This is a genomic window from Aeromonas veronii bv. veronii, assembly GCF_000820225.1.
Lineage (GTDB): Bacteria > Pseudomonadota > Gammaproteobacteria > Enterobacterales > Aeromonadaceae > Aeromonas > Aeromonas veronii.
The window spans coordinates 344,582-371,274 of record NZ_CDDK01000018.1 but is presented as its reverse complement, the minus strand read 5'-3'; the positions used below and the strand labels follow the sequence as shown (position 1 = coordinate 371,274).

General features: G+C 55.3%; 25 protein-coding genes. 2 read left to right on the top strand and 23 right to left on the bottom strand.

Going from position 1 to position 26,693, the window contains the following annotated elements; all coding sequences use genetic code 11:
- Positions 1 to 25: 25 nt before the first annotated feature.
- The 6 genes from pdxH to BN1139_RS07935 all read right to left on the bottom strand — a co-directional run bounded on the left by pdxH (position 26) and on the right by BN1139_RS07935 (position 8,213).
- Positions 26 to 664 carry a pyridoxamine 5'-phosphate oxidase gene (gene pdxH / locus BN1139_RS07970; protein WP_005353629.1) on the bottom strand — a complete coding sequence of 213 codons (639 nt, stop codon included), beginning with the start codon at positions 662 to 664 and terminating at the stop codon, positions 26 to 28.
- A gap of 176 nt (positions 665 to 840) precedes the next feature.
- Entirely contained in the window at positions 841 to 3,030 is a 2,190-nt protein-coding gene (locus BN1139_RS20915) for a reprolysin-like metallopeptidase (protein ID WP_013723556.1), read from the bottom strand.
- Positions 3,031 to 3,335: 305 nt separating this feature from the next.
- Positions 3,336 to 3,674 carry a hypothetical protein gene (locus BN1139_RS07950; protein WP_005353635.1) on the bottom strand — a complete coding sequence of 113 codons (339 nt, stop codon included), beginning with the start codon at positions 3,672 to 3,674 and terminating at the stop codon, positions 3,336 to 3,338.
- A complete protein-coding gene (locus tag BN1139_RS07945; protein WP_005353639.1) occupies positions 3,653 to 5,617 on the bottom strand; it encodes a reprolysin-like metallopeptidase in 1,965 nt (654 codons plus the stop codon). Before BN1139_RS07945 ends, BN1139_RS07950 begins: the two co-directional genes overlap by 22 nt.
- Positions 5,618 to 5,868: 251 nt before the next feature.
- Positions 5,869 to 6,198, bottom strand: a complete 330-nt coding sequence (locus BN1139_RS07940; protein ID WP_005353641.1) for a hypothetical protein — start codon at positions 6,196 to 6,198, stop codon at positions 5,869 to 5,871.
- Positions 6,195 to 8,213: a reprolysin-like metallopeptidase gene (locus BN1139_RS07935; protein WP_005353643.1), complete on the bottom strand. Its 2,019-nt coding sequence runs from the start codon at positions 8,211 to 8,213 to the stop codon at positions 6,195 to 6,197. The genes BN1139_RS07940 and BN1139_RS07935 overlap by 4 nt, the downstream gene beginning before the upstream one ends.
- Positions 8,214 to 8,428: 215 nt before the next feature.
- Between BN1139_RS07935 and BN1139_RS07930 the strand changes: the two genes are divergently transcribed.
- Positions 8,429 to 9,640 carry an RsmB/NOP family class I SAM-dependent RNA methyltransferase gene (locus BN1139_RS07930; RefSeq protein WP_005353644.1) on the top strand — a complete coding sequence of 404 codons (1,212 nt, stop codon included), beginning with the start codon at positions 8,429 to 8,431 and terminating at the stop codon, positions 9,638 to 9,640.
- A gap of 80 nt (positions 9,641 to 9,720) precedes the next feature.
- Here the strand turns inward: BN1139_RS07930 and BN1139_RS07925 are convergent, their stop codons facing one another.
- From BN1139_RS07925 to BN1139_RS07900, 6 genes are all read right to left on the bottom strand, one after another.
- The gene (locus tag BN1139_RS07925) at positions 9,721 to 10,104 is read right to left on the bottom strand and encodes a RidA family protein (RefSeq protein WP_005353645.1); all 384 of its coding nucleotides are present in this window, start codon (positions 10,102 to 10,104) and stop codon (positions 9,721 to 9,723) included.
- Between the two features lie 69 nt (positions 10,105 to 10,173).
- A complete protein-coding gene (pflB, locus tag BN1139_RS07920; protein WP_005353646.1) occupies positions 10,174 to 12,468 on the bottom strand; it encodes a formate C-acetyltransferase in 2,295 nt (764 codons plus the stop codon).
- 44 nt (positions 12,469 to 12,512) lie between these two features.
- The gene (gene tdcD / locus BN1139_RS07915) at positions 12,513 to 13,721 is read right to left on the bottom strand and encodes a propionate kinase (RefSeq protein WP_005353647.1); all 1,209 of its coding nucleotides are present in this window, start codon (positions 13,719 to 13,721) and stop codon (positions 12,513 to 12,515) included.
- Positions 13,722 to 13,920: 199 nt separating this feature from the next.
- Positions 13,921 to 15,252 (bottom strand): threonine/serine transporter TdcC, encoded by a 1,332-nt coding sequence (gene tdcC, locus BN1139_RS07910; protein ID WP_005353648.1) that lies wholly within the window; start codon positions 15,250 to 15,252, stop codon positions 13,921 to 13,923.
- Positions 15,253 to 15,263: 11 nt separating this feature from the next.
- On the bottom strand, positions 15,264 to 16,268 hold the full coding sequence (gene tdcB, locus BN1139_RS07905; RefSeq protein WP_005353649.1) for a bifunctional threonine ammonia-lyase/L-serine ammonia-lyase TdcB: 1,005 nt from the start codon (positions 16,266 to 16,268) through the stop codon (positions 15,264 to 15,266).
- 359 nt (positions 16,269 to 16,627) lie between these two features.
- Positions 16,628 to 16,972 (bottom strand): Grx4 family monothiol glutaredoxin, encoded by a 345-nt coding sequence (locus tag BN1139_RS07900; protein ID WP_005353650.1) that lies wholly within the window; start codon positions 16,970 to 16,972, stop codon positions 16,628 to 16,630.
- Between the two features lie 288 nt (positions 16,973 to 17,260).
- Here BN1139_RS07900 and sodB point away from each other — a divergent pair, with 288 nt between their 5' ends.
- A complete protein-coding gene (gene sodB / locus BN1139_RS07895; RefSeq protein ID WP_005334664.1) occupies positions 17,261 to 17,845 on the top strand; it encodes a superoxide dismutase [Fe] in 585 nt (194 codons plus the stop codon).
- Between the two features lie 112 nt (positions 17,846 to 17,957).
- Here sodB and BN1139_RS07890 read toward each other — a convergent pair whose 3' ends face one another.
- From BN1139_RS07890 to BN1139_RS07840, 11 genes are all read right to left on the bottom strand, one after another.
- Positions 17,958 to 18,770, bottom strand: coding sequence for an MlaA family lipoprotein (locus BN1139_RS07890; protein ID WP_005334673.1), 813 nt, complete (start codon positions 18,768 to 18,770; stop codon positions 17,958 to 17,960).
- An 85-nt stretch (positions 18,771 to 18,855) separates the two neighbouring features.
- The gene (gene ccmI, locus BN1139_RS07885) at positions 18,856 to 20,124 is read right to left on the bottom strand and encodes a c-type cytochrome biogenesis protein CcmI (RefSeq protein WP_005353653.1); all 1,269 of its coding nucleotides are present in this window, start codon (positions 20,122 to 20,124) and stop codon (positions 18,856 to 18,858) included.
- Positions 20,121 to 20,600, bottom strand: coding sequence for a cytochrome c-type biogenesis protein (locus tag BN1139_RS07880; RefSeq protein WP_005353654.1), 480 nt, complete (start codon positions 20,598 to 20,600; stop codon positions 20,121 to 20,123). The genes ccmI and BN1139_RS07880 overlap by 4 nt, the downstream gene beginning before the upstream one ends.
- An 11-nt stretch (positions 20,601 to 20,611) precedes the next feature.
- Entirely contained in the window at positions 20,612 to 21,142 is a 531-nt protein-coding gene (locus tag BN1139_RS07875) for a DsbE family thiol:disulfide interchange protein (RefSeq protein WP_005353655.1), read from the bottom strand.
- Positions 21,139 to 23,094: a heme lyase CcmF/NrfE family subunit gene (locus tag BN1139_RS07870; RefSeq protein WP_005353656.1), complete on the bottom strand. Its 1,956-nt coding sequence runs from the start codon at positions 23,092 to 23,094 to the stop codon at positions 21,139 to 21,141. The genes BN1139_RS07875 and BN1139_RS07870 overlap by 4 nt, the downstream gene beginning before the upstream one ends.
- Before the next feature lie 82 nt (positions 23,095 to 23,176).
- Positions 23,177 to 23,668, bottom strand: coding sequence for a cytochrome c maturation protein CcmE (ccmE, locus tag BN1139_RS07865; RefSeq protein ID WP_005334685.1), 492 nt, complete (start codon positions 23,666 to 23,668; stop codon positions 23,177 to 23,179).
- A complete protein-coding gene (ccmD, locus tag BN1139_RS07860; protein ID WP_005353657.1) occupies positions 23,665 to 23,871 on the bottom strand; it encodes a heme exporter protein CcmD in 207 nt (68 codons plus the stop codon). The genes ccmE and ccmD overlap by 4 nt, the downstream gene beginning before the upstream one ends.
- A 2-nt stretch (positions 23,872 to 23,873) precedes the next feature.
- Positions 23,874 to 24,614, bottom strand: a complete 741-nt coding sequence (locus tag BN1139_RS07855) for a heme ABC transporter permease (protein WP_005334687.1) — start codon at positions 24,612 to 24,614, stop codon at positions 23,874 to 23,876.
- A 170-nt stretch (positions 24,615 to 24,784) separates the two neighbouring features.
- Complete coding sequence (gene ccmB, locus BN1139_RS07850) at positions 24,785 to 25,453, bottom strand: heme exporter protein CcmB (protein WP_005353658.1); 669 nt, start codon at positions 25,451 to 25,453, stop codon at positions 24,785 to 24,787.
- A 4-nt stretch (positions 25,454 to 25,457) separates the two neighbouring features.
- Positions 25,458 to 26,102 carry a cytochrome c biogenesis heme-transporting ATPase CcmA gene (gene ccmA / locus BN1139_RS07845; protein WP_005353659.1) on the bottom strand — a complete coding sequence of 215 codons (645 nt, stop codon included), beginning with the start codon at positions 26,100 to 26,102 and terminating at the stop codon, positions 25,458 to 25,460.
- Positions 26,103 to 26,300: 198 nt separating this feature from the next.
- Positions 26,301 to 26,678, bottom strand: coding sequence for a DUF2802 domain-containing protein (locus BN1139_RS07840; protein ID WP_005353661.1), 378 nt, complete (start codon positions 26,676 to 26,678; stop codon positions 26,301 to 26,303).
- Positions 26,679 to 26,693: the final 15 nt, after the last annotated feature.

The window sequence follows — 26,693 nt, the reverse complement described above, 5'->3', positions numbered from 1 at the left end:
GTGAAAACAGATTTGAACAGCACGATCAGGGAGCCAGACGCTCGATATGCCAGCCATCCCCGTCGCGGGTGTAGTAGAAGCGGTCGTGCAGCCGGTGCTCGCCCCCCTGCCAGAACTCCACCGTCTCGATCACCACCCGGAATCCGCCCCAGAAGCTCGGCAGCGGCACTTCGCCATTAGCAAACTTCTGCTTGAGCTCGAGGAACTTGGCCTCCAGCACGCCGCGGGCCGAGATGCGGGTCGACTGCTTGGAGACCCAGGCAGCGATCTGGCTATCCTTGGGGCGGCTGTGGAAATACTTCATCACCTCGAAGGTGCTCATCTTCTCCACCCGACCGGTCACATGAACCTGTCTGTCCAGCGTGTGCCAGGGGAAGAGCAGGCTGATACGTGGATTGCCTTCCAGCTGCTGCGCCTTACGGCTGCCCATGTTGGTGTAAAAGACCATCCCCTGGGCGTCATAGTGCTTGAGCAGCACGGTGCGCTGCCAGGGCTGACCATCGGCATCCACCGTCGCCACCACCATGGCGGTGGGATCGGTCAGTTTGGCCTCACAAGCCTGCGCCAACCACTTCTCGAACAGCGCCAGCGGCTCGGCCGGCAGATCGGCCCGGTGCAGCCCGCCACGGGAGTATTCACGGCGCAGATCAGCAACATCCATCATCTTGATTTTCCTTCAAATAAATAATGGTTCCACGACCATCAAGAGAGTGACGCAGGCATTGTGCGCTCGATAAAGCGACCTTGTAAACCATACAAAAAAAGCGAAGAGGCTAACGCCTCTTCGCTTGGTTCATCAATTTACCAAAGATGGGTAATCTCATCCTTGGGGTATCTGGTTTAGTAGCTCATGGTCTCACGACGACGCAGCAGCGCAGCGATACCAAGGCCCAGCAGCGCGAACAGACCAGTCGAACCGCCACCACCACCGCCGCCATTGCTTTCAGGCTGGGGAGCCGGTGTGTTACTGCTCTTAGTCGCCAGTTTTGGCGTAATGGCATAGAAGATATTGTCGCTACAGGCCAGCTTGAGGCGAACAGCGCTGCCAACATTGGCCGGAATGGTCACCTCATGGGCGCCATTGTTGTTCACGCCATTGACCAGCGGCTGCCAACTCTTGCCTTCATCGTTGCTATAACTGATATCGACCCGCTGGCAGTTGATGCGGCCACCATCGGTTCCAGCTACTTGCCAATTCACTGTGGTCGGGCTGCCAACCAGAATACGCTGGTCAGGGGCTGGCAATATCTTGAAGGTTTGTGAACCTGTATCGACCACCTCGACCGAGGTCTCATCATAGGCACCACCACCTTTGCCATCACGGGCCACCAAACGGAAATTCAGAGTGCGCGGTACATTGACCCACGGATCGCCCTTCTCTTCATCTTTTATTAGCTCAGGCTGTTGCAACATAAATCGTTCATATCCCCTTAGCTGAGTCGCTAAAGAAGGAAAGTGACGTTCAGGAGACGTTGTAGGCGCAACAAAACGATATAAGGGTCCATCGCTCAATTTCCCATAATATATATCAGATGCACTCTCAGTCGCCCGACCAATATCAACCTGTTCCCAGGTAAATGTCATTCCATCTTCACCGAAACCAATCCCTGTGAGTGAAAATGCAGTTCGAACAGGAATAACTTTTGATTGCGATGCTGGCGAGATATTCACATCAATATCTTGCTTGATCATAGGCTCAACAGCGCCACAATTATCTGGACGGTTGGCTAGCACAGCACGCATCTGATCAATGGACTTGCTATGAAAATAACCTGTCGTTTTAGATTGCAGATTTTGTGATCCCATGCCTGCTCTGCCAGGGTACCCCATGATGGTTGTGCCACTACCAACCTCCCAAGCGGAATTAGCTACACGTCCACCAGTATTGACATTAAAAATATGCTCTGCACCGAGTTGATGGCCCACTTCATGCGCAAAAGTATCGACAAACATCGCATCGATCTCTGCAATTCCCGCTCCCGAGCTGCCATTACCAGCTCCACTCATTGCATTAGATCGCAAGTTTCGACCAGGGGACTGATTCCCGAAATAATCGAGATTTGGAGCTGCGCACAGCGTCCCCCATGCCAAGCCAGAATAATTGGTCGTCATCAGCACGTGGCCAATATCAAACTCACCTAACTTTTTCGCAGGATCGGCTTCTCTTTGAGCCAACAGTTGAACAAGCTCATTTCGATGTGCATCATCACGGTCTATTGTAGGCGTGGTAAATGTGCGGTCTTTATTATACCCGTTAAAAAACTGGTCTTTATCCGGGTCGTCAAAAATGATATTGTCATTGCCATCAGCCAAGATAAATTTTATACCGAGATCACGCTCATATATCTCATTTACACGAGCCAGCAATGTTACAATAGATGACAATGCACCTATTTTACCATGAAATGAGGTGGTATACTCTCCAGTGGTAGATATCGCAATCCGATAAGTTTTTATTCCAGGAAAGTTATATTTTTGTGCTGCTTGCTTAGTTGCACTATCTAACAATAAGCGCTTTTTTCCACTTTCATACTCACTTGTATTATTCTGCATCAACTCTTCATGATGCCCATTTTTTCGCGGTTTTACATTTTTCTTGTAATAAACAGAATAAAGACCACTACGTTGAACATCAATAAACACCTGCTCCCCTTGGTGCATAAACATGCCATTAAAACCACGTGGGGAAATATCAAAACTGCCGGTATTATTTTCATTGCCCACTTCATGGCCTTTAAAGGTCATGATATCCGGATACTTGGCGGCCAATGCAGGTGGCAACACCGACGAGGGCTGCACTTCAAATTGCACCATTCCACCATTTGGTAATGGCAAAGTAATCAGCGTATCGCCAGCACGTAGATTTTGAATAAACTCTTCATCGACCTTAAAGCTGGTATAGGCACTAGTTGTGACGGTATCAGCCGCCTGCCTATTGTGTGCTTCGACCATATGCCATGGGGATGCCAGCGCGATATTGGCTGACATTGCGATGACAACTGAGATTGCATTTATTGTGAACTTCATCATTATTAATCACCTGACTGAACAGCCGGCGAGAATAACGTGACGCAAATCACAATTCAACTTTTTCAATAAAAATTAAATGAATTTTATTTCATTTAAAATCATGCAGTTAGTGAGTTATAGTTTATAAATAGCTCATTTTGTTAGCATTTTCAGCAGTTCTTTTTAATAGAGTTAAAACTCCAAAAAAATTATATGGAGGCTCATATGTGAGTCATCGACTCATTCCCATGAGGCTATAACTATGTTTGGAATATTAGAGTTATAACTCCAATCATGCCGATTTACACGCCGTTGTTGAACAACCACTACGGCCTTGAAATCGCCTCCGGCATGCACCTTTCCAGCATCTGTCGGTTATATCGGGTGGCATAGTCAATCCGCTGCTCAAACTCCAACTCCTTACCCATCTCAATCACATCACCGAACCCTTTCAGATAACGGACTCCGCACCGGGTTCTCGCTTCTGCTTGCAATGACTCCACAACCCCCGGAGCCATACCGCCGCGCCCGCCACGCACGATGAGCCGATAATCCTGAGCAGCAAGACTTTCATCTATTGCCTCGGTCAGTGATGCGGCCACAACAGGCGCTGCGCAGATATATAGAAACAGCAAACTGACGGCTAACCGTAATACCTGCGCCATCCGGCTGCCCCTCCCATCAGGAGGATCACGATAAGATTCACTGCACCACCACCACCGCCGCCACCCGCATTGTTGTCGGTAATGACCGTTGCACTTTCCGTAGTGGCAGACGCATTACCTCTTATCCCATTGATAGAGAAAAAAATATTATTGCTGCATGCCAGCTTCAGCCTGGCCGTGCTGGTCAACGGTGCAGGCAACACCACACTGGCCGAACCGTTATTGGCAAGCCCGCTTGCCAGCGTAGTCCAGGTAGAGCCGCCATTCTGTGTCAGTGCCAAATCCACGCTGGGACAATTGATAGGAGGCTGATCGGTCCCGGCAACATTCCATGTCACTAGCTGAGTGCTACCCGCCACCATGGCGCCGATCTGCGGAGCTGTGATGGCAAATGCCGCGCCGGTATTGATCACCTGAACCACCATTTCATCACTGCTCACCGCCCCCTGACCATCACGTACGGTAAGGCGGAACTGGAGATTGCGATTGGTCGCAGGCCACGCCTCTCCTTTGGCCAAAACACCCGATATCAGAGAGCTCATGGCGGGCAATGTTCTGCGGGGATCCGATGTCGGTGAAACAAAGCGAAACAGCGGGCGGGTTCCATCATCCACCATGGTTGCCACGCTGTAGGATGCATTGCCAAGATCAACCTGCTCCCAGGTGTAACTGAGGGGATGACCATCCAGATCCAGCGCACTACCGACAAGAGTGAAAGGCGTATTGGCGGGGATCACCCTATCGCCCCCCGCATCCACAACTGGCGCGTTATTGGCAAGCGCCAGGTCGGTGCCGCAGGAGGGCAGAGAGGCCATCAGAGCCCGCATCTGCTCGATCGACTTGCTGTGAAAAAAAGGTGTGCTGTAAACCTGCAGATTCTCCTCACCACAGATCCCGGCATAGGCCATGATGGTCGAGCCACTGCCCGGTTCCCAGGCTGAGCTAGCCTTGCGACCCGTGGCACAACTGTCGGCCATGCCATTGAAGGAGTGCTCGGCCCCCAGCTGGTGCCCCAATTCGTGAGCCACATAATCAATAAAGAACGCATCACCGATAGGCTGTGAGCCTCCGGTCATGCCCCGTGAACGGCTGAAAGGGTTGCATAAAGATCTCAGGGTCGCCACCCCGCCGCCTGATGTCGCCAGCAGATGGCCCACATCAAAAGAAGGATTGAGCAACACCCCCTGTTGGGTCTGGTTGATTGCGATATCCTGGGTCGAGTTGGTGAAAGGATCCGTCGCAGGATCGGTGAAAATCACATTATCCGTATCAGCTGCAAGCTGAAACTCGGCCCCCACATCACGGCGATAGACTTCATTGACCCGATTAAGCAGTGTTGCAATGGCCGAGAGTGCTGCAACCTTGGTACCACCGTGATACTGGGTATATTCCCCGGTTGCCGAGATGGCGATAGTGTAGCGCTTGCGCAAATTGCCATCGACCAGCACAGCTCGCTCACGCTCGATACCATGAGGATCAATCACCTGATCCACATCCTGTCGCCGCCAAGCATCTTGCTGTTCATAAACAGCATAAGAGAAACCGTCCTGAAGCGGATCGACATAAAAGGTACGCCCCTGATGGGTAAACATACCGTGAAAACCATGTATGGTGACATCAAATCGGCCTGTATCCGCCGCCCGATCAATAGCCTTCCCACTGTAAGTATTGATAGAAGGGTAGCGCTGGGCCAAAGGCTCCGGGAGCAAGGCATTGGGATGAACATCAAACTGCACCGTAGTGCCATCCGGCAATGGCAAGGTCAATACACTGGCGAGATGCCCGGGTTCAAAAGGCTTGTCAGGAACCACCACTCTGACCTTTTCAGCGCGCACATCATAGACCCCTCCCCTTGCCAAGTTTTCATCCATGAAGGTCCACTGGGGTTCTGCTGCAACCTGAATAGACAAACTGGTGATAATCACCGCAATGCCATGCTTCATAGAGCCTCCTTGCCCTACCTTGGTGACAACAAGTATGGTGCAGCGTCAATTGACGATCTGCGTGACAGACAGAAAAGAAAAATCGCACAAGACTTCTGTCACGCCGAAAAATCGTGCTATTACCGATCTCCACACCTCCGGTGAAACAAGCTGATTCTGTTCAAAAGCGGAAAAAATGAAGGCGCCATTGGCGCCTTCACGGATAACTTGGGGGCAGAAGTGCCCCTCATCTGGATAGGTATATTGACGTATTACTGCTTGTCCGCACCCGATGCTATCGGGCAATAAATCACCATACGCTGGTTATACTCGCTGGCGTAAGCGCTCAACTTGGCATGTATCTCTTGCTGACCGGGCCTTATCACATCGCCCAATCCATCCAGATAACGCTTGCCACAGCGCGCCTTGGCCTCTGCCTGCTGCTCGGCTGCAATACCGGGGGCGAACTCTCCCCGCCCGGCTATCACTATCAGGCGGTAATCCTGCCTGGCGAGGTTTGCACTCAGCTCCTGTTCCAGCGTGCTGGCATCGGCCTGACAACCGCCGAGCATGACAAGCAGCAACAGAGGGACTCCCTTCATGTGCGCCTCCGTTGCCAGCCGAGCAGCGCCAGAGCCAGCGTCCACAATCCGAGCGCCCCGCCACCACCGCCGCCACCTGAAGTCGAGCCACCTTGTACCAGAGGCAATTTGAGGGGACTGATGGCAAAGAAGATATTGTCGCTGCATGCCACTTTCAGCCTGACGCTGCTGGTGAGATCGGCAGGCAACGTTACCGTTGCTGCGCCGTTATTGGGTTGTCCGGCGGCAAGCATTGTCCAGCTTACGCCCTCATCCTGGGTCACCGAGATGTCCACCTTGCTGCAACTGATCGGCGCCACAGTTGTGCCCGCCACATCCCATGCCACTGCCTGACTGGCCCCCGGAGTGAGAGTCACCCCGTAAAACGGGTTGGTGATGCGAAATGCCGTGCCGGTATTGACCACCTGCACTTTCATGTCATCACTGGCAACGCCACCCTGACCATCACGCACCGTCAGTCTGAAATTGAGATCCCGGTTGGTGCTCGGCCAGGCCTCTCCTTTGGCAAGCGTGCCGGAGAGCAGGGATGGCAAACTCGGCAGGATCCGCTCCGGCGATGCCGTGGGAGAGACAAAACGAAACAGCGGCCGAGAGCCATCGTCAATCATGGTGGCGGCACTACTCGATTCAGTACCCAGATCGATCTGCTCCCAGTTGTAGAGCAGAGAATCATTATCCAGATCTCCACCAGCCCCTTTTAACATAAAGGCTGTATTGGCAGGGATCACGTAGTCCCCCCCTGCAGCTGCCTGCGGGGCATTATTGCTCAACGCGAGTGTGGTTCCACAAGTCGATACGGTCGCCATGTGCGCACGCATCTGCTCGATGGACTTGCTATGAAAATAGGGGTCGCTGTGAGTCTGGATATTCTCATCACCACAAATACCGGCATAGGCCATGATGGAGCTGCCACTACCAGGCTCATAGGCTTGACTCGCAACCCGGGTACCAGCACCGCAACTCCCAGTAGTGCCGTTGAAGGTATGATCGGCACCAAACTGGTGGCCAATTTCATGAGCCACATAGTCAACGAAGAAGGCATCTCCCACCGGTGTGGGTGAACCCGACATCCCGCCAGACTTCTGATTGGTGCAGAGCACTGCCAAACCGGCCAGACCACCGCTACCGGTATTGAGTACATGGCCGACATCAAAATTACCGAGCTGCATATTGGTGAAATAGTTGGCCTGCACCAGCACGTTCTTGTTGGCATCATTGGCTTCATAGATGCTGCTGACATTGTTCACATAGTTAGGGTTATATCCGTTGTAGAAGGGATCTGTGACTGGATCGGTAAAGATCAGGTTGTCATTGCCACTGGCCAGCACGAATTCGGCGCCCACATCCCGTTGATAGACCTGATTGACGCGGTTGAGCAAGGTCGCAATCGCCGCCATGGTAAGCGCTTTGGAGCCACCGTGGTATTGGGTAAATTCTCCTGTCGCCGAAATGGCAATGACGTAGCGCTTGCGAACATTGCCATCCACTTGCACCTTGCGCACCAGTTTGCTGAGCTTGGGCCCTATCACCTCATCAGCCGCCTCTTCCAATCGACTATGGGCATCCTGCTGGTAATAGACGGCGTAGCCTTCGGCATTGCGCAGCGGATCGACAAACACCATCCTGCCCTGATGGCTGAACATGGCGTGGAAACCTTGCGGCCCCAGATCGAAGCGCCCCGTCTCTATCGGATGTGCCGGGTTGTGACCCTTGAAGGTGCGGATCTGCGGATACTTGGCGGCGAGATCTGCAGGCAGCACGTCGTAGGCTTCCAGAGCAAAGGTGACCTCCCCCCCATCGGGCAGCGGCAGGGTCAGCTCACTCGCCCCGGCTTGCAGCCCGGCAAAATAGTCGAGCGGCACCTTGGCCACCCGAAACTGATTGGCCCGCACCTCATAACCTTGCTCCGCAGTCGCTCTGGCGGCTACCGTGCTCCACTCGCTGGCCATCAGGCTGGTTGACCCCAACAAACTGGCCACCACCAGGGCCAACGAACACTTACTGGTCACATGCATCTTTGTCATCCTTGTAGTCATGCACTTTTTTGAACCAAAACCGGCATCATTATCCCGCCGAATCAAGAAGCTCGGCACCACTGTTTCAGCCACTCACCCATGGGGAGTGTTGCGCCAACCCCGTCTAACCCCTATCATTGCGCGGATTTGTCAATTTTAGAACTGCCCCTCTTCACAAAGGTGCGGTTCATCTTTATCTGGCCAAGGTTAATCTCATGCTCAAATCCCCACTGTTGCCCCGTTTCGGGGATCTGGTCGTTGCCATTGTTGACGATGTGCTCGGTCAGGGTCTTACCCTCGACCGCGCTTATGCCCGTCACTTCTCCGGCATCGAACTAAAACCGCAAGAACAGGCAAGGATTGCCCTGGTCACCGGCGACCTGCTGCGCCGTCTCAGCCTCTATTGCTTCCTCACCGGCATTCAGGTGCGTCAGGCCGAAAAGAATGTCTGGCCACTGCTGCACAGCTGGCACGCCTTCCACAAAATTGCCCAGCCCAACAACCCGACCCTGGATCGCTTCAATGAAGAGGCGTTCCGCCGCCGTCTGACCGAGGCGAAGAAGAACCCGGTACTGATGGATGGTTGCCCGAGCTGGCTGGAGAAACTGGGTAGCGAGCAGCTGGGTGAAGCCTGGCCTGCCGAGCGTGCCGCCCTGGCCTGGATGCCCAAGCGTTACCTGCGGGTCAACACCCTCAAGTGCACCCGTGATGAGCTGCAGGCCATGCTGGCCAAAGAGCAGGTCACCACCATTCCGGTTGAAGCTGTGGAGACTGCCCTGCAGGTCACCTCCGACGCCGCCCTGTTCCGTACCAAAGCCTTTGCCGATGGTTGCTTCGAACAGCAGGACGCTGGCTCCCAGCTGGTTGCTGCCGCTTTGGAAGTTGCCCCAGGCATGCGCGTTATCGACGCCTGCGCAGGTGCCGGTGGCAAGACCCTGCACATCGCCGCCATGATGCAGGGCAAAGGCCGTCTGCTGGCGATGGATGTGGAAGAGTGGAAGCTGGAGAACCTCAAGCAACGCGCTCGTCGCGCCGGTGCCCACAACGTAGAGACCCGGGTCATCACCAGCAGCAAGACCGTCAAGCGCCTCAAAGAGAGCGCAGACCGTGTACTGCTTGACGTGCCCTGTTCCGGTCTTGGCGTACTCAAGCGCAATCCGGATGCCAAGTGGCGTGATACTGCCGAGCGTCTGCCGGTGCTGGTCGCGCTGCAAGAAGAGATCCTGCAGCGTTACAGCCAGATGGTGAAAGTCGGCGGCCTGCTGGTCTATGCAACCTGCTCCATCCTGCCCGAGGAGAACCGCCAGCAGGTGGACAAGTTCCTCGCCGCCAACGAAAACTTCCGTCTGCGTGACGATCACACCGTGAGCCCTTCCGAGACCGGCTTCGACGGCTTCTACATGGCTCGTATCGAACGGATCGCCTGATCTGCCCGATGACCAGATAGAAAAAGCGGCTGCCATTGGCAGCCGCTCTGTTTTGGCTTGCTGACACACTCCCGATGGGGTTACAGCGCAGCAATCGCCTCTATCTCGATCTTCACATCCTTCGGTAACCGAGCCACTTCCACGCAGGAGCGAGCCGGATACATGGCATCATGCTCGGTGAAGAAATCGTTGTAGACCCGGTTAACCGCAGCAAAGTCATTCAGGTCCGAGACGAACACCGTGGTCTTGAAGATATTGCGCACCTCGCCGCCTGCCGCCTCGACAATCGCCTTGACGTTTTGCAGGGAGCGCAGGGTTTGCGCTTCGATACCCTCTGCAATGTCACCGCTCACCGGGTCCAACGGGATCTGGCCGGAGGTGTAGAGGATGTTGCCAATCCGGGTGGCCTGCACATAGGGGCCGATGGCGCCCGGCGCCGCTTTGGTAGTGATAACCTGTCGCATCTGTTACTTCCTCGTGCTGACAAACAAAAAGTAGGCCCGGAGCAAGCCTGCTCACCCCGGGCATGAGTGTTACATCATGTTGGTGAAAGTTCTGGAGATGACGTCCTGCTGCTGCTCGCGGGTCAGGGCGTTGAAGCGCACCGCATAACCGGAGACCCGGATGGTCAGGCTGGGGTACTTGTCCGGATTGTCGATGGCGTCCAGCAGCATCTCGCGGTTCATCACGTTGACGTTGAGGTGCTGGCCCCCTTCCACATCCCGCTCATGATGGAAGTAGCCATCCATCAGCCCTACCAGATTGTTCTCGCGATTGGCGGGTTCCTTGCCGAGCGCCCCCGGCACGATGGAGAAGGTGTAGGAGATCCCGTCTTTGGCATATTTGAACGGCAGCTTGGCTACCGAGGCGAGCGAAGCGACCGCCCCCTTGCGATCCCGACCATGCATCGGGTTGGCCCCTGGGGCAAACGGGGCACCGGCGCGGCGGCCATCCGGGGTGTTGCCGGTCTTCTGGCCATAGACCACGTTGGAGGTGATGGTCAGGATCGACTGGGTCGGTACCGCATTGCGGTAGGTCGGCAGCGCCTGGATCTTCTTCATGAAGCGCTCGACCAGATCGCAGGCGATGGAGTCGGCCCGCTCGTCGTTGTTGCCGTACTGGGGATACTCCCCCTCAATCACGAAATCGACCGCCAGCCCGTCAGCATCGCGCACCGGCTTGACCCGGGCGTACTTGATGGCCGCCAGCGAATCGACCGCCACCGACAGACCGGCAATGCCGCAGGCCATGGTGCGATAGACGTCGCGATCGTGCAGCGCCATCAGCGAGGCTTCGTAGCTGTACTTGTCGTGCATGTAGTGAATAAGGTTGAGCGCGCTGATGTACTGCACCGCCAGCCAATCCATAAAGCTGTCGAGGCTCGCCATGACGGTCTCGTAATCCAGCACCTCGTCCATGATGGGCGCCACTTTCGGGCCAACCTGAATCTTCAGCTTCTCGTCCACCCCGCCGTTGATGCAGTAGAGCAGGGTCTTGGCGAGGTTGGCGCGAGCACCGAAGAACTGCATCTGCTTGCCGATCACCATGGGGCTCACACAGCAGGCGATGGCATAGTCATCGCTCTCGAAGTCGGTGCGCATCAGGTCATCGTTTTCATACTGCAGGGATGAGGTATCGATGGAGACGCGGGCCGCATAGGTCTTGAAGGCCCGCGGCAGTCCTTCCGCCCAAAGGATGGTGAGGTTGGGCTCAGGCGCTGGCCCCATGGTCTTGAGGGTGTGGAGGTAGCGGAAGGAGTTCTTGGTCACCAGGGTGCGACCATCCAGCCCCATGCCACCAATCACCTCGGTGGCCCAAATGGGGTCGCCGGAGAAGAGGGAGTCAAACTCGGGAGTACGCAGGAAGCGCACCATGCGGATCTTCATGATGAAGTGATCGACCAGCTCCTGGGCATCCTGCTCGTTGATGAGCCCCGCCTTCAGATCCCGCTCGATATAGATGTCGAGGAAGGTAGCGGTACGACCGAGGGACATGGCGCCACCGTTTTGCGACTTCACCGCCGCCAGATAGGCAAAGTAGAGCCACTGCACTGCCTGCTGGGCAGTGCGTGCCGGCCCGGAGATGTCAAAGCCATAGCTGGCCGCCATCTGCTTGATCTGCACCAGTGCCCGCTTGTGCTCGGCCAGCTCCTCGCGCTGGCGGATCACCTGCTCCAGCTGTTCTCCCCGCTCGAGCGCCGGTTGCAGATCGGCAAACTGCAGCTCCCGCTCACGGATTAGATAATCTATGCCATAAAGCGCGACCCGACGATAATCTCCGATAATGCGACCACGGCCGTAACCATCCGGCAAACCGGTCAAAATCCCTGATTTTCGGCAGCGCAACATCTCGGGAGAGTAGACGTCGAACACGCCCTGGTTATGGGTTTTGCGCAATTCGCTGAAGGTATATTCAAATTCGGGATCCATCTCCCGGCCATATGCTTCAAAAGAGCTGCGGATCATATTTACTCCGCCAAACGGGTGCAGCGCTCTTTTAAGGGGCTTGTCGGTTTGCAGGCCAACAATCTTTTCCAACCCCTGCTCGATATAACCGGGTCCGTGGGCAGTAATGGTCGTGGCAATATTGGTATCAAAATCGACCGGCGCATGGCTCGCATTCTCGATGCGGATCCCATCCATCACCTTATTCCACAAGGTGGTGGTCGCCTCGGTGGCATCAGCCAGAAACTGTTCATCGCCTTCATAGGGGGTGTAGTTCTGCTGGATAAAATCACGGACGTTGATCTCGTGCTTCCAGTTTTCACCGGCAAACCCTTGCCATGCCTGGCGGAATTTATCCTGATCCAATTGCATATCAACTTTCATCAAATAAACCTCATTCACTACTCCTGACACTACAGTGGAATATGTCAGACGCACTCGGTCTGACGAACCAACTGCCCCAGACGAATGGCATCCAGCGCGATCATTTTCTCTTCATTGGTGGGAATAACTGCCGCCAGTACCATGGACTCTGCCGCCGAAATCACCCGGCAGCCCTCGCTATTGGGACGCTGGTTAAACGGCTCGCTGATCGCTACGCCAAATACCTGAAGTCGTTCGCATACCAGCTTTCTGATAAAGGCCGAGTTCTCGCCGATCCCGCCGGTGAAAATAACGGCATCCAGCCGGCGCAATGAGGTGGCATGGCCGCCGATATGGCGGGCAATACGGTGGACAAAAGCGTGAATGGCCAGTTTCGCGCCGGGATGTCCTTCGTGATAGGCAGCTTCCAATACCCGCATATCGGAGGAGAGCCCCGAAATACCCAGCAGACCGGACTGCTTGTTCAATACCTGCTCGATATCCTCGATGGATTGCCCCGTCTTGCTAGCGATATAGGCCAGCGCGCCAAAATCGATATCGCCGCTTCGGCTGCCCATGATCAACCCTTCCAGCGGCGTCATCCCCATCGAGGTATCGACGCTCTTGCCATCCTGTACCGCGCAAATAGAGGCGCCATTGCCCAGATGGGCGATAACCAGACCGGCATGCTGCTCATCCAGCCCCATAAATACGCAGGCCTGCTCGGCCACATAGCGATGGGAGGTGCCATGGAAGCCATAGCGGCGCACGCCGTAATCCTGCAAATATTGGTAAGGCAGCCCATAGATATAAGCTTCCGGCTTGAGGGTCTGGTGAAAGCCGGTATCAAATACCGCAATTTGGGGCTGGTTGGGAAATAGCTGGCGGGCGGCCATCACGCCACTTAAATTGGCGTGATTGTGCAGGGGGGCCAAGGGTGACACCTGCTTTATTTTGGCCAAGACATGTTCATCAATGATCACGGCTTCGCTAAATTCACTACCACCATGAGCAATACGATGACCCACCAGTGCAATGGCACCCAGCAGATCCCGTTTTTTCAATTCCGCCGCGATGGCAGCCAATGCACAGGTGTGGTTATTTTCAGTTAATGACATAGCGGGCTCTTTACCCACTTGCAATTGGGGATGGGCCGTCTCAATACCATCCGCCATACCGGATATCACCACCTCACAGGATTGACTCTCCAGTACCGAGAATTTGACCGATGAGGAGCCGCAATTGATAACCAGAACCAACGAATCAAACTTCATTACATCGCCTCGAGATTAATAGTGTCGAGTCACTGCAGTCAGGGCATTTCGCCATAAACAGAAAGTCAAAAAACGGCAAGCCTTACCCAGGGCCCACATAATTGTGGCCAACGAAGAACCGGTTATTGCTCATGTCTGACTGCACCATCCAGACCCCGCCAGGGGGGCCTGAATGGTTGATGACTTGCAGAAAAGGTTTTCAGAACAGCTTGGAAACTATATTCAGGATGGTCAGCACACCGATGATGGTGACAAACAGGTTGCTGGCCTGACCTTTATATTTTGCAAGTGCCGGTGTCTTGCTCACCGCATACATCGGCAGCAGACAGAGCAGGGAAGCGATGATTGGCGCCCCCATTGCCTCAATCAGGTCGAGGATGTTGGGGTTCACATAAGCGACCAGCCAGGTCGAACCCATGATGAACAACATACTGACCATGTTGAGTTTTTTACTGGAAACCTTGCTCTTGTCACCCTGGTAGCCAAAGCGGAGGATAAGGCCGTTCAACCCTTCCAGCGTCCCCAGATAGTGGCCAAAGAAGGATTTGAAGATGGCAACCAGCGCAATGATGGACGCCGCATACTCCAAAGTGGTGGCAAACGCAGACTTGCTGCCCGTCATTGAGGAGAAGTGGTTGGCCAGATAGGAGAGCACCGGAATGTTCTGGGCTTTGGCTTCCGCCATATTTTGCGGTGACAGGGTAAAGAGGCAGCTGAAGGCAAAGAACATCACCACGGCCACCATCAGCATGCTGGCACCGGAGATAATCTTCGAGCAGCGCTTCTCGGTAAAATCACGCCCGAACTCCTGCTCATACTCTTCCCGTTTGGAGACAATGAAAGAGGAGACAATCGGCGAGAAGTTGAAGGAGAAGACCATGATGGAGATCCCCAGCCAGACGGTGACCAGAATACCATCGTGACCAAACATCGATATCTCGCTCAGATTGACCTGATCAAAGACGGCACTGTTCCAGTACGGAACGAGGGAGAGAGAGATAACGATCAGACTGGCAATAAAGGGAAAGACCAGATAGCTCATCACCTTGACCATCAGATCTTTACCGAAGTAGATCACGAATGCCATCAACATCAACAATGCCAGTGCAACCACACCTCGATTAAGCGGAACCAACTGTAGTTGATGCTCCCAAAATGCCATAAAGGTATTGGTGATCGTCACACCATATATCCACAGCAGTGGGCAGATGGCAAAGAAATAGAGGAAGGTAATTACTACCCCACCCATTTTGCCAAAATGCTCTTCGACGGTTTCGGTGATATTGGCTGAAGGATTGCTGCCAGAAAGACATAATCTAGCCAACGCTCTGTGGCAATAAAATGCAATGGGGTAAGCCAGCACCAGCATGATTAATATTGGGATCAGGCCACCATATCCGGCCCGGATTGGAAAGAACAAGACCCCCGCCCCGATAGCAGTACCGAACAGACCTAATCCCCATGTGGTATCCGATTTACGCCATGTACGCGTATTCTCATTACTGCCGGTGACAACACTGTCTAATATCATGACTGCATTCCTTACAGGCTAAATTGACGAATATTGTTCTGTTCGATAATTTCGGCGATCCGGGTCAGATCAATATTGCCACCCGAAATAATGCTGACGGTCTTTTTACCTTCGACATAATGTTTCAGCTTGCCACTGAGCAGCGCTGCCGAGGCCAGAGCTCCCGCCCCTTCGGTAATCACCTTGTTGCGCTGAATAAGGTCAACCATGCTATGACGAATATCATCCTCGGTGACCAGTACAATATCATCCACCAATTGTTTGACGATTTCGAAGGTCAGTGAACCGGGTCTTGCCACATCACAGCCATCGGCCAGCGTGCTGCTGGTTCTGTGATTGGTCATGGTACCGGCATAGAAAGAGGCCGCCATACCGTGCACATTCTCGGATTGCACACCAATCACCTTGATGGTCGGATTAATAGATTTGATAGCCATGGCAACACCGGCAATCAAACCACCGCCACCGATCGGCACTATGATGTTATCGACATCATACAAATCTTCGATAATTTCCAGGCCAATGGTGCCCTGGCCGGCAATCACTTTTGCATCGTCGAAGGGGGGGATAAATACGCGGCCTTCCACCTCCACGATTTCGCTGACTTTGGCAATGGTGTCATTGAAGCTATTTCCATGGAGGATCACTTTGGCTGAATAGTCACTGGTTGCAGCAATTTTTGATTTGGGGGCACAGCAAGGCATGACCACCTTGGCATCAATTCCCAGCATAGCACTGGAGAGTGATACACCTTGGGCATGATTACCCGCCGAGCAGGCGACAACACCTTTTTGTCGGTCTTCCAGACTTAATGAACTGAGCTTGTTGAAGGCGCCACGAATTTTAAAAGAGCCTGTACGTTGCATGTTTTCAAGTTTGAGGTAAACCTCGCCATGACAACGTTCGCTGATGTAGTTAGAGGGTAGTTGCGCGGTCTTGTATATATGATTGGTCAGTCTTTTTTTGGCTTCAGTAATATCATGAAGACCAATGGGCAGATTGCTATACATCTTCATCGCAAATCTCTTTTTATTTATTAATTTGTAGGGTTTTATTTCACAGGGCGAAGCGATACTAGGTTCTATCACTTGCAATTAATGTGAGCATAAACACAAAAAAATCTACAAAGAGACTGCGTTACGGTGAAATTATCAAAAAATGTGATGGCAGCAACACTTGAATCCAAATGGATTAAAAAAAGTAATCATATATTGGCAAATAATATAATTAACAACTCTAAAACAAAGCCGTAAAGATTAGATTTTTCAGGGCAATTGCGTTGCTTTTTGCAACCGGCAATCAGTTGCTTGCCTGCCAGAACCGGGACAATAAAAAAGGGAGCCTATAAGGCTCCCTCTCGACAACACAGAACCGATTACTCGGCTGCAGCATCATCTTTCTTGTACTTGGCAGCAGTCTCTTTGATCAGAGCCTGCAACTCGCCAGCCTGGAACATCTCGATCATGATGTCACAGCCACCGATCAGCTCACCTTCAACCCATAGTTGGGGGAAGGTCGGCCAGTTGGCGAATTTTGGCAATTCGGCGCGGATATCCGGATTCTGCAGGATATCAACGTAGGCAAACGGCTCGCCGCAGGACATCAGAGCCTGGGAGGCCTGGGCAGAGAAGCCACAGCTGGGTAGCTTGGGGGAGCCCTTCATGTAGATGATGATGGGGTTGTCAGCCAGCTGCTGCTTAATCTTTTCAATAGTTTCCATAGGTGCCTCACTAGAGCGATTTCGGCGGCCATTCTACTGCAATCTTGCCCGAGCACAAACTGACAAAGGGGTGACCCGGCTCGAATTGTGCAAAGAACCCACACAGGATTGATCGCGATCATGGCGCCAATCAAGAGTTGTTAGGCCATCTTTGATACTGCTACAATCCCTTGGCTTTGGGCTACCCAGCCCCATCATTTTAAAAACAACTCTTTTCACATATAGAAAAGAGTACGCAATGTCTTGCAACCGTCGCCTTCGCACGGTCCAGCCAATGGAGAGTAGAAAATGGCATTCGAACTTCCCGCTCTGCCCTATGCAATCAACGCTCTGGAACCGCACATCTCCCAGGAAACTCTGGAATATCACCACGGCAAGCACCACAACACCTACGTGGTCAACCTGAACAACCTGGTGCCGGGTACCGAGTTTGAAGGCAAGTCTCTGGAAGAGATCATCAAGACCTCCAACGGCGGCATCTTCAACAACGCCGCCCAGATCTGGAACCACACCTTCTACTGGCACTGCCTCTCCCCAAATGGTGGTGGTGAGCCGACTGGCGCCCTGGCTGATGCCATCAACAAGGCATTCGGCTCCTTCGCCGAGTTCAAAGATGCCTTCACCAAATCAGCCATCGGCAACTTCGGTTCCAGCTGGACCTGGCTGGTGAAGAAAGCTGACGGCTCTCTGGCTATCGTCAATACCTCCAACGCTGGCTGCCCGCTGACTGAAGCCGGTACCACCCCGCTGCTGACTGTTGACCTGTGGGAGCACGCCTACTACATCGACTTCCGCAACCTGCGTCCGAAGTACATGGAAACCTTCTGGGCTCTGGTTAACTGGGAATTCGTGGCCAAGAATCTGGCTGCCTAATCAGCCTCGCTTGCCAAAACGCCCCGCACTGCGGGGCGTTTTTTTATCTCGATATGGCTGCGAAAATGAATAAGGCGCCCGCAGGCGCCTTTTACATATCGGGATGACCCGCTTACTGGTCCAGCTCGTCCATGTATTCATCCAGATTTGCGTCGTCAGCCTGCTCTTGCTGAGACGCTTTCAGCTCGGTCTGCTTGCCCGTCACCTTGCCCTGGTTATATTGCAGGTAGAAGTCCTTGGTCAGCGCATAAGGATCGAGGGAGTTGTCGATGATCCGCTCCTGATCGATCAGCTTGGCACGTGTGCCCAAGCCATCCAGTGCCCAGTGTGCAACCTTCATCGGGAAGGTTAACAGGGCATAGGGGAAGTAGAAGCTGTCAATCGCATCACCAACCAGCTCCCGGGTGGTAGTCGGGCCGTAGACAGGCACCATGATGTAGGCACCATTACCGATATCGGCCCTGCCCAGCACGGTATCCATCTCCAGCTTGTTGCGTTCGAGACCGGCATGTTTGGCCACATCGAAGATACCCAGCAGACCGACCGTGGTATTGAGGGTAAAGCGCCCCAGGTTGGTGCCCGCCCCCTTCAAGTCACCGGTGATCAGATGGTTCACCATGCTGCTCGGTTCATCAAAGTTGGCAACAAAGTTGGCAATGCCATCCTTCACCCCTACCGGAATGTAGCGGGCATAGGCATGTACCACTGGACGTGCCACATAGGGCTCCAGCACATCATAGTTGACCGCCCACATGGCCCGGTTGGCCCCCTGGAAGGGATCGCGGGGATCGGCCGCCGTACTGGTGGCACCCGGATTATTCATACCGGGATTGAGATCCAGACTCTCTGGGCCAGGCTTGGGTGGGCCACCGGCACAGCCAGCCAGCAAGAGGGCTGCCAGTATGGCCCCTGAACGAAGATACATATGATTGTCCTGACGTTTTATTTTGATTTATCAGAAGTATAGATAACCCGGCTCCTATCCAGGAGCCGGGTTATCCAAAGGCATATTAGAGGGCGTGATCGATGCGGATGTCAATCGGAGCAGCAGGGATCTCGGCCGTCTTGACCGGCACGGATACTCCTTCGAAGGCTCCTTCCTTGTTCATCACATTGCCACCGCGCGAGAGACGTGCCTTGAACTGCAGCTCCGGATAGGCCGCCAGTTTGCTACCTTCCATCATGGCATCGCCATCCCCGAGTGACAGGGTAACTGGCAGGGTTGGCCCTGCGATACGCTTCACGGCGATGGGCATGGGCGGCCCGTTGGGCACCACGGCAAAGACGAAGAGATGGGCATCTTCCGGCATCTGAATGCCCGCCGCCAACGTGACGTGGATGGGGAATTCCCCCTCCTTCACCGCGAGCGGTTGTCCCTCAACTGCGCCCGCTTTGGCTGCGCCTGAATTCGTCACCTCGATGCCGCGCTGCTTGAGCTGCGCGCGGGCATACTCCATGGAGCGCTCGACCATCACGTAACGGGGGGTACCTTTCTCCATCAGTGGCAACATCGCCTGCCAGCGAGCCAGCGCGGTCTGGAAGTCCTCTTTTTGCAGCGCCATAAAGGCATAGACGGAACGCGCTTCAATATTGCCCGGATCCTGCGCGATTGCAGCCTGCAACAGGGCATCCGCTTGCGCCTCATCCCCCGTCATCATCAGCGCCTGCGCGTAGGGCACCGCCACCAGCGATTTCTGGGGGGCAAGCGTGTAGGCCCGCTCCAGCGCCTCGCTGGCCATCTCGGGATCATTGCCATCCAGCGCCAAGCGTCCCAGCAGCAGCCAGCCGCGGTAGTCGTTCGGTTCATCCTTGAGGCGGGTACGCAGTGCCAGCGTGAAATCCAGCAGATCCTGCTCGGTCACCTGGGCATCGCGTTCCACCAGAATGCGGTTGCTCAGCTCGCCAAGACGGCTGCTGGCATCTTGCCAGCGACTCACCTCTTGCCAGGAGCCCAACTTGTAGTAGAGCCCCAGACTCACCACCAACAGCACCAGTACACCCGGGATCCAGATCAGACTCTTGCCACTGCGGGCAGTCTGCTCCACATCGGGAATATCATCCAAGAGGCTTCGTTGCAGCTCGACCAGCGAGTCGGACTCCTCAGCCAGGACACCCTGCTCGCGCTCTTCGCCAATCTCCAGCAGCCGCTGGCGATAGAGCTGTTTGTTGAGCGCCGAGCGACTGATGCTCTGTTTGCCTTCACCACGCCACAGCGGCACGACGAGCGCCAGACTCACCAGCACCAGCAAGCCCGCAATCACTATCCAAAAAGCGGTCATTGTTTCTCTTCCTCTTTGAGCAGCTCGGCCAGTCGGCGCTGCTCCTCCTCGCTCAAGGCGTTATCCAGTTGTTTTTTCACCGCAGGGGGCCGGCGGCTGCGCATCACGACCACGGCGCCACCGATCAGGATCACCAGCAGCGGGCCGAGCCAGAGGATCAGGGTGGAGGCCATCAAGGGCGGGTTATAGAGGATAAAGTTGCCGTAGCGGGCCACCATGTAATCCACTATCTCCTCTTTATCCTTGCCCTCGCGCACCATCTGGTAGGTCTTGTCGCGCAAGTCCTTGGCCAGCCCCGCATTGGAGTCGGCGATATCCTGGTTCTGACACTTGGGGCAACGCAGCTCCTTGGTCAGTTCGCGAAAGACCTGCTCCTGATTGTCGTTGTCGAAGGTGTAGACATCGATAGCGGCCATGGCGGGTGCTTGCACTATCCATCCCAGCAACAGCAGCAGGGAAGCAATAAATACTCTCATCAAGACTCCCCTCACTTCATGGCATCAAAGATGGGTTTGAGGGTCGACGCCCAGTTCTCGGGGTTGATATCCCCCACGTGGCGATACCGGATGATCCCCTTGCTGTCGATAAAGAAGGTCTCCGGCGCGCCATATACCCCGAGATCCAGCCCCAGCATGCCGTCCGGATCATAGAGGTTGACCTGATAGGGGTTGCCCAGCTCCGCCAGCCATTTGATCGCCTTGTCACGCTCATCCTTGTAGTTCATGCCGATGATGGGAATGCCCTGCCCTGCCAGCTGTTTGAGGTAGGTGTGCTCGCCATAGCAGGTCGGACACCAGGTAGCCCAGACGTTGAGCAGCATGGGGCGACCGGTCAGGATACTGCGATCGTGCTGCTTGTTCAGATCGTAAATGTCCTGCAGGGTGAACACTGGCACCTCTTTGCCCACCATCACGGACTCAAGCTTGGTGGGATCGGAGTAGAGCCCCTTGAACAGGAACACAGCCCCCAGCAAAAAGACGATAAAGGGGATTAAAAACAACCAGGTCTTTTTGTTCATGCCTTGGCCTCCTCCTCACGACGGCCGAAACGGTAACGCTTGTCGAGCATCGCCAGCACGCCACCAATAGCCATAAAGACGCCGCCGAACCAGATCCAGCGCACGAACGGCTTGTAGTAGATCCGCACCGCCCAAGCACCGTTGTCGAGCTGTTCCCCCAGCGCCGCATAGAGATCGCGGGTGATACCGGCATCGATGGCCGCTTCGGTCATCGGCATCCGGCTCACCTTGTACATCCGCTTCTCGGGCTTGAGCAGGGCGACCTGCTTGCCATTCTTGTGCACTTCCAGCACGCCCTTGAAGCCATCGTAGTTGGGGCCGTTCTTCTCTTTTATCCCGGCAAAGACGAACTCGTAATCGGCAAAGTGCACCCGATCACCCGCCTGCATTCGCAGATCCTTCTCGATGCTGTAGTTCTGGGTGCAAGCGATACCTATGATGCTGACTGCCAGCCCCACGTGGCCGAGGATCATGGCCCAGTGGCTGTTGCCAAGCTTGCGCACACCGACTGCAAAGCTGTGCTTGTGGGTCGCTCGCGCCCAGGTCTCCTGCACGCTGGTGACGATGATCCAGGCCCCCAGACCAATCCCTACTGCCGCCCACGGCTTGAAGGTTTCGGCAAAGAGCTGCGGCAACAGCAAGGCTGCGGCCAGACTCAGCACCAGTGCCACGACCACCTTGCTTTTGAGTTCCCCCAGCTCCTGACGACGCCAGCGAAACAGCGGGCCACCCCCCAGCAGCAGGGCAAACGGGATGATCAGCCAGCTGTAGATGTGGTTGAAGAAGGGGGTACCGATAGAGATGCTCCCCAGCCCCAGCTCCTTGTGCACCAGCGGCAGCAAGGTACCGAGCAGCACGGTCAGCAGACCTGCAACCAGCATGATGTTGTTGCAAAGCAGCAGGGTCTCGCGGCTCCACAGCTCGTGTTTGCCGTGGCTCTTTACCTGCGAGCCTTTAAAGGCAAACAGCAGCAAGGATGAACCGATCACCGCCAGCAGGAAGCCGAGAATAAACAGACCGCGGGTCGGGTCGGAGGCAAACGCATGGACCGACACCAGCACGCCGGAGCGTACCAAGAAGGTACCCAGCAGGCTCAGCGAGAAGGCAGAGAGGGCCAGCAGCACGGTCCACGCCTTGAAGGTGGCGCGCTTCTCGCTCACCGCCAGCGAGTGCAGCAGAGCGGTACCCGCCAGCCAGGGCATGAAGGAGGCGTTTTCTACCGGATCCCAGAACCACCAGCCGCCCCAACCGAGCTCGTAGTAGGCCCACCAAGAGCCGAGCACGATGCCGAGGGTCAGGAATACCCAGGCAGCCATGGTCCAGGGGCGCGACCAGCGGGCCCAGGTTGCATCGAGACGGCCGGTCATCAGCGAAGCAATGGCAAAGGCAAACGCCACAGAGAAGCCCACATAACCCATGTAGAGCATCGGCGGATGGAAGATAAGACCCGGATCCTGCAGCAGCGGATTGAGGTCACGACCATCGACCGGGAAATAGGGCAAGGTACGGGTGAAGGGATCGGAGGTGAACAGCACGAAAGCAGTGAAGCCGACCGAGATCAGCCCCAACACGCCGAGTACCCGCGCGACAGCATCGAGCGGCAGACGGCGACTGAACATAGCCACCGCCGCAGTCCAGCCACCCAGGGTCAGTACCCACAGCAGCAGGGAACCTTCGTGGGCCCCCCACACCGCCGAGATGCGATAGGCGAGCGGCAGCAGGCTGTTGGAGTTAGTGGCCACATACTGCACGGTGAAGTCGTTATCGATAAAGGCCCAGGTCAGGCAGAGAAACGACAGCAGCAGCAACAAAAACTGGGCATAGGCGAGCGGACGGGCCGCCGACATCATGCCAAGACGCCCCCAGCTGGCGCCCAGTAGTGGGTAGCTCCCCAGCAGCAGGGCAGTGGCAAAGGCCAGGATCAGCGCAAACTGACCTAATTCCGGGATCATGAAGGCATTCCTTTCAATTGAACGGTGACAACAGCCGCACCACGCACGGCAGGCAAAGCGGAAAAGGCAAACACCACAGGGATCACTGCTTGGCTCCCTTCAACTGCGCCTCGGTATACTCCGGCTTGAAGTGCATACCGTTGGTGGCATCGGCCACTTCCGGCGGCATGTAGTTCTCATCGTGCTTGGCCAGCACCTCGAACGCCTCTACGGTCGTGGCATCCTTGAGGGTGCCCTGGGCAACAATTCCCTGCCCTTCACGGAACAGATCCGGCAGGATGCCGTCAAACTCGACCTTCACCAGATGACCGCCGTTATCCACCAGCTTGAAGGCAACCTTGAGGCTCTGGGGATCCCGCTGCACCGACCCCGGCACGACCAACCCACCGATGCGCAGGCGCTGCCCCTCTTCCGGCTTGATCTTGTCCGGCCCCTTCCCCTCCACCAGCTCGCTCGGGGTATAGAAGAGGTCGATATTCTGACTGAGTGCGTAGAGCACCAGCCCGCTGACGGTCGCCAGACCCAGGGTAATGGCCAGAATGATGGTGAGGCGTTTTTTGCGTCTCGGGTTCATAGGGTGTTCTCCATCTGCTGGGCCGCCTTGCGACGGGCCTCACGCGCCTGTTTGCTGCGCAACTCGGCGAGCAGGCTGCGGGTTTTCATGCGGGTAGAAATGATGATGCCGACCAGACACACCAGCGTCAGGCCAAATGAGAGCCAGACATAGAAGGCGTAACCGCCCATCGCCATAAAATCACTGAAAGAGGCAAAGTGCATGCTTACTTCTCCTGCTCTGCAATCTCTTTGACCCAGGGGCGATGCCACTCCCGCATCAGGAGTTCATTGCGAAAACGCATCAGGGTCAGAGCCCCGAGAAATGCGGCAAACGCCAGGATCATGATCAACAGCGGCCAAAGCATCTCGGGTGAAATGGAGGGTTTGTCAAATTTGGTGATGGTGGCCCCCTGATGCAAGGTGTTCCACCACTCCACCGAGTAGTGAATGATGGGCAGGTTGATCACCCCAACCAGTGCCAGAATGCCGGCCGCACGGCCAGCGACCACCTTGTCGCTGAAGGCGTTGTAGAGAGCAATCACGCCGAGGTAGAGAAACAGCAGGATCAGTTCAGAGGTGAGCCGTGCATCCCACACCCACCAGGTTCCCCACATGGGTTTGCCCCAGGCGGCACCGGTAAAGAGGGCAATAAAGGTAAATACGGCGCCGACCGGCGCAATGGCTGCAACCGTCATGTCCGCCATCCGCAATTGCCACACCAGGCCGATAAAAGCGGCCACCGCCATGGTGGAGTAGGCTCCCATGGAGAGAATGGCGGAAGGCACGTGGATATAGATGATCCGGAACGAATCTCCCTGCTGGTAATCCGCTGGCGCAAACGCGAGGCCCCAGACAGTACCGATCACAAACGAGAGCAGACTAATCACCGCAAACCAGGGCAACAGCGTGCCTGCCAGCTGATAGGCACGCTCCGGTTTGGCATAAGGGTGCAACCATTTCCACATAGCTCACAAAACCTTTTTGTTATTAATCGTTTGGCGAGGCCTACCATACCGACCACGGGGCTGCATCAAATACCCCGAAAGCAATAAGCGGCACTCTCCTTGATCCATCGCAACATTATTTCTTGCAAAAAGACTCCGTTCGGAGCCAAATCCGGTTCAGCTCACGGCCATCAGTTGAGGCTGACCCGCAACGCCGCCGACACAGCCAGCGGCGTCAGTGTCAAAGCCCCCACCAGCATGGCAGCCAGAATGGCAAGCTGCCCGCCATAGGGCAAGCTCATCCCCGCGGCATCGATGGCTGAGGTGGCAAAAATCAGTACCGGAATATAGAGCGGCAGGATCAGCAGACTAAGCAGCACCCCGCCTTTGCGCAGTCCCACCGTCAACGCGACCCCGACCGCGCCGAGCAGGCTCAATACCGGAGTGCCAAGTGCCAGCGTCGCGACGACGGCTAGATAGGTGTTCATATCCAGCGACAGCAAAATCGCCAGCAAGGGAGAGATAAGCAGCAGCGGCAAGCCGGTCAGCAGCCAGTGAGCAACCACTTTCGCCAGCGCCAGCAAGCCCAGCGGGTGCGGCATCAGCATCATCTGCTCCAGCGCGCCATCGGCAAAGTCGTCGCGAAACAGCCGCTCCAACGACAACATGGCCGCCAATAGCGCCGCCACCCAGATAATCCCCGGGGCAATACGGGCCAGCAGTTTGGGCTCCGGGCCAATCCCTAACGGAAACAGGGTGATGACGATGAGGAAAAACCAGAGCGGGTTGAGAATATCGGAACGCTGGCGCAGAGCCATCAGCAGTTCACGGTGAATAAGGTGCATAACAGCGCGCAACATGGCGTTACTCCTGCAATGTCGAGGCGAAGGGGGTCAACGAGATAGTCTTCAGCCGTCCCTGCATCAGGGTCAGATCCTGATGAGTGGTTAGGATCACCATGCCGCCCCGCTCGGCGTGGGCCAGAAAGAGCTGTTCGAGCACCTTGACCCCTTGCTTGTCGATGGCGGTAAAGGGCTCATCGAGGATCCAGAGTGCCGGTTTCTGTGACAGCCAGAGTCTGGCCAGAGCCACCCGGCGTTGCTGGCCGGCAGAGAGTTGCCCGGTCGGGTTCTCTTCAAATCCGGCCAGCCCTACCCTGGCCAATATCTGCCACAAGTCAGTCTCTGTTTGCTGCGGGTGATGTAACTGCTGGTAGAACTTCAGGTTTTCAAAAGGGGTCAGCGCCGCTTTGACACCGGGCTGGTGACCGAGATAGAGCAGATTGGCATGATACTCATCGCGACAGTGACGAATATTCTCCCCATTCCAGCACACTTCACCGGCAAATGGCTGCGACAGCCCGGTCAACAATCGCAACAGGCTGGTCTTGCCAACCCCGTTGGGCCCTTCAATTTGCACCAGATCGCCGGGCGCAACAGAGAAAGAGAGGTGTTCAAACAGAGTGCGATCTTCGCGCACGCAGCTCAGATTGTTAACTTGAAGCAGCATGGGGATTTTTTCAGAGAAAATGAAGCGGTCTGCATCTTAACACAGTATTGGAATACGTCTTTTCAAAGATGCAACAATTGAACTGACTGGCGACCGGGATCACAAAGAAAATACGGTAGAAACCGCCTGCTCAACGCAGCTGGGGGACAAGCGGCTGCACGCCATAAAATTCAGGAAGGCAATTGCCTTCCTGAATCATCAAGAGCGACCTTTTCGCAACGATATCAAGAGCTCTGCCTCTGCCTTTGGCAACTCGCACTCACTCATGACTTCATCAAGATCGGCGCCCAGTTCGACCATCTTTGCCGCTCGGCTGTAAAGCCTGCGTTCGGGATCCTGCATGGTCAGTTCTTGCTGGCGCTCATTGACCTGCTGCATCGCCCCTTCCACCGACTGCAGACGCTGCCCCATGCCAATGGCACCGGTATGGAGCTCCATCATCTGCTTGCGCAAGCTTTCCAACTGACCTTGCAGCGTTGCCACACTGGCCTCGGACTCCTGCTTGCTGCGCTTGCTCTTGAACCAGATATAAGAGGCAAACGCCAAGGCAATCAGGGACACCCCCAAGGCAACCATCTCGATTATCAAAAC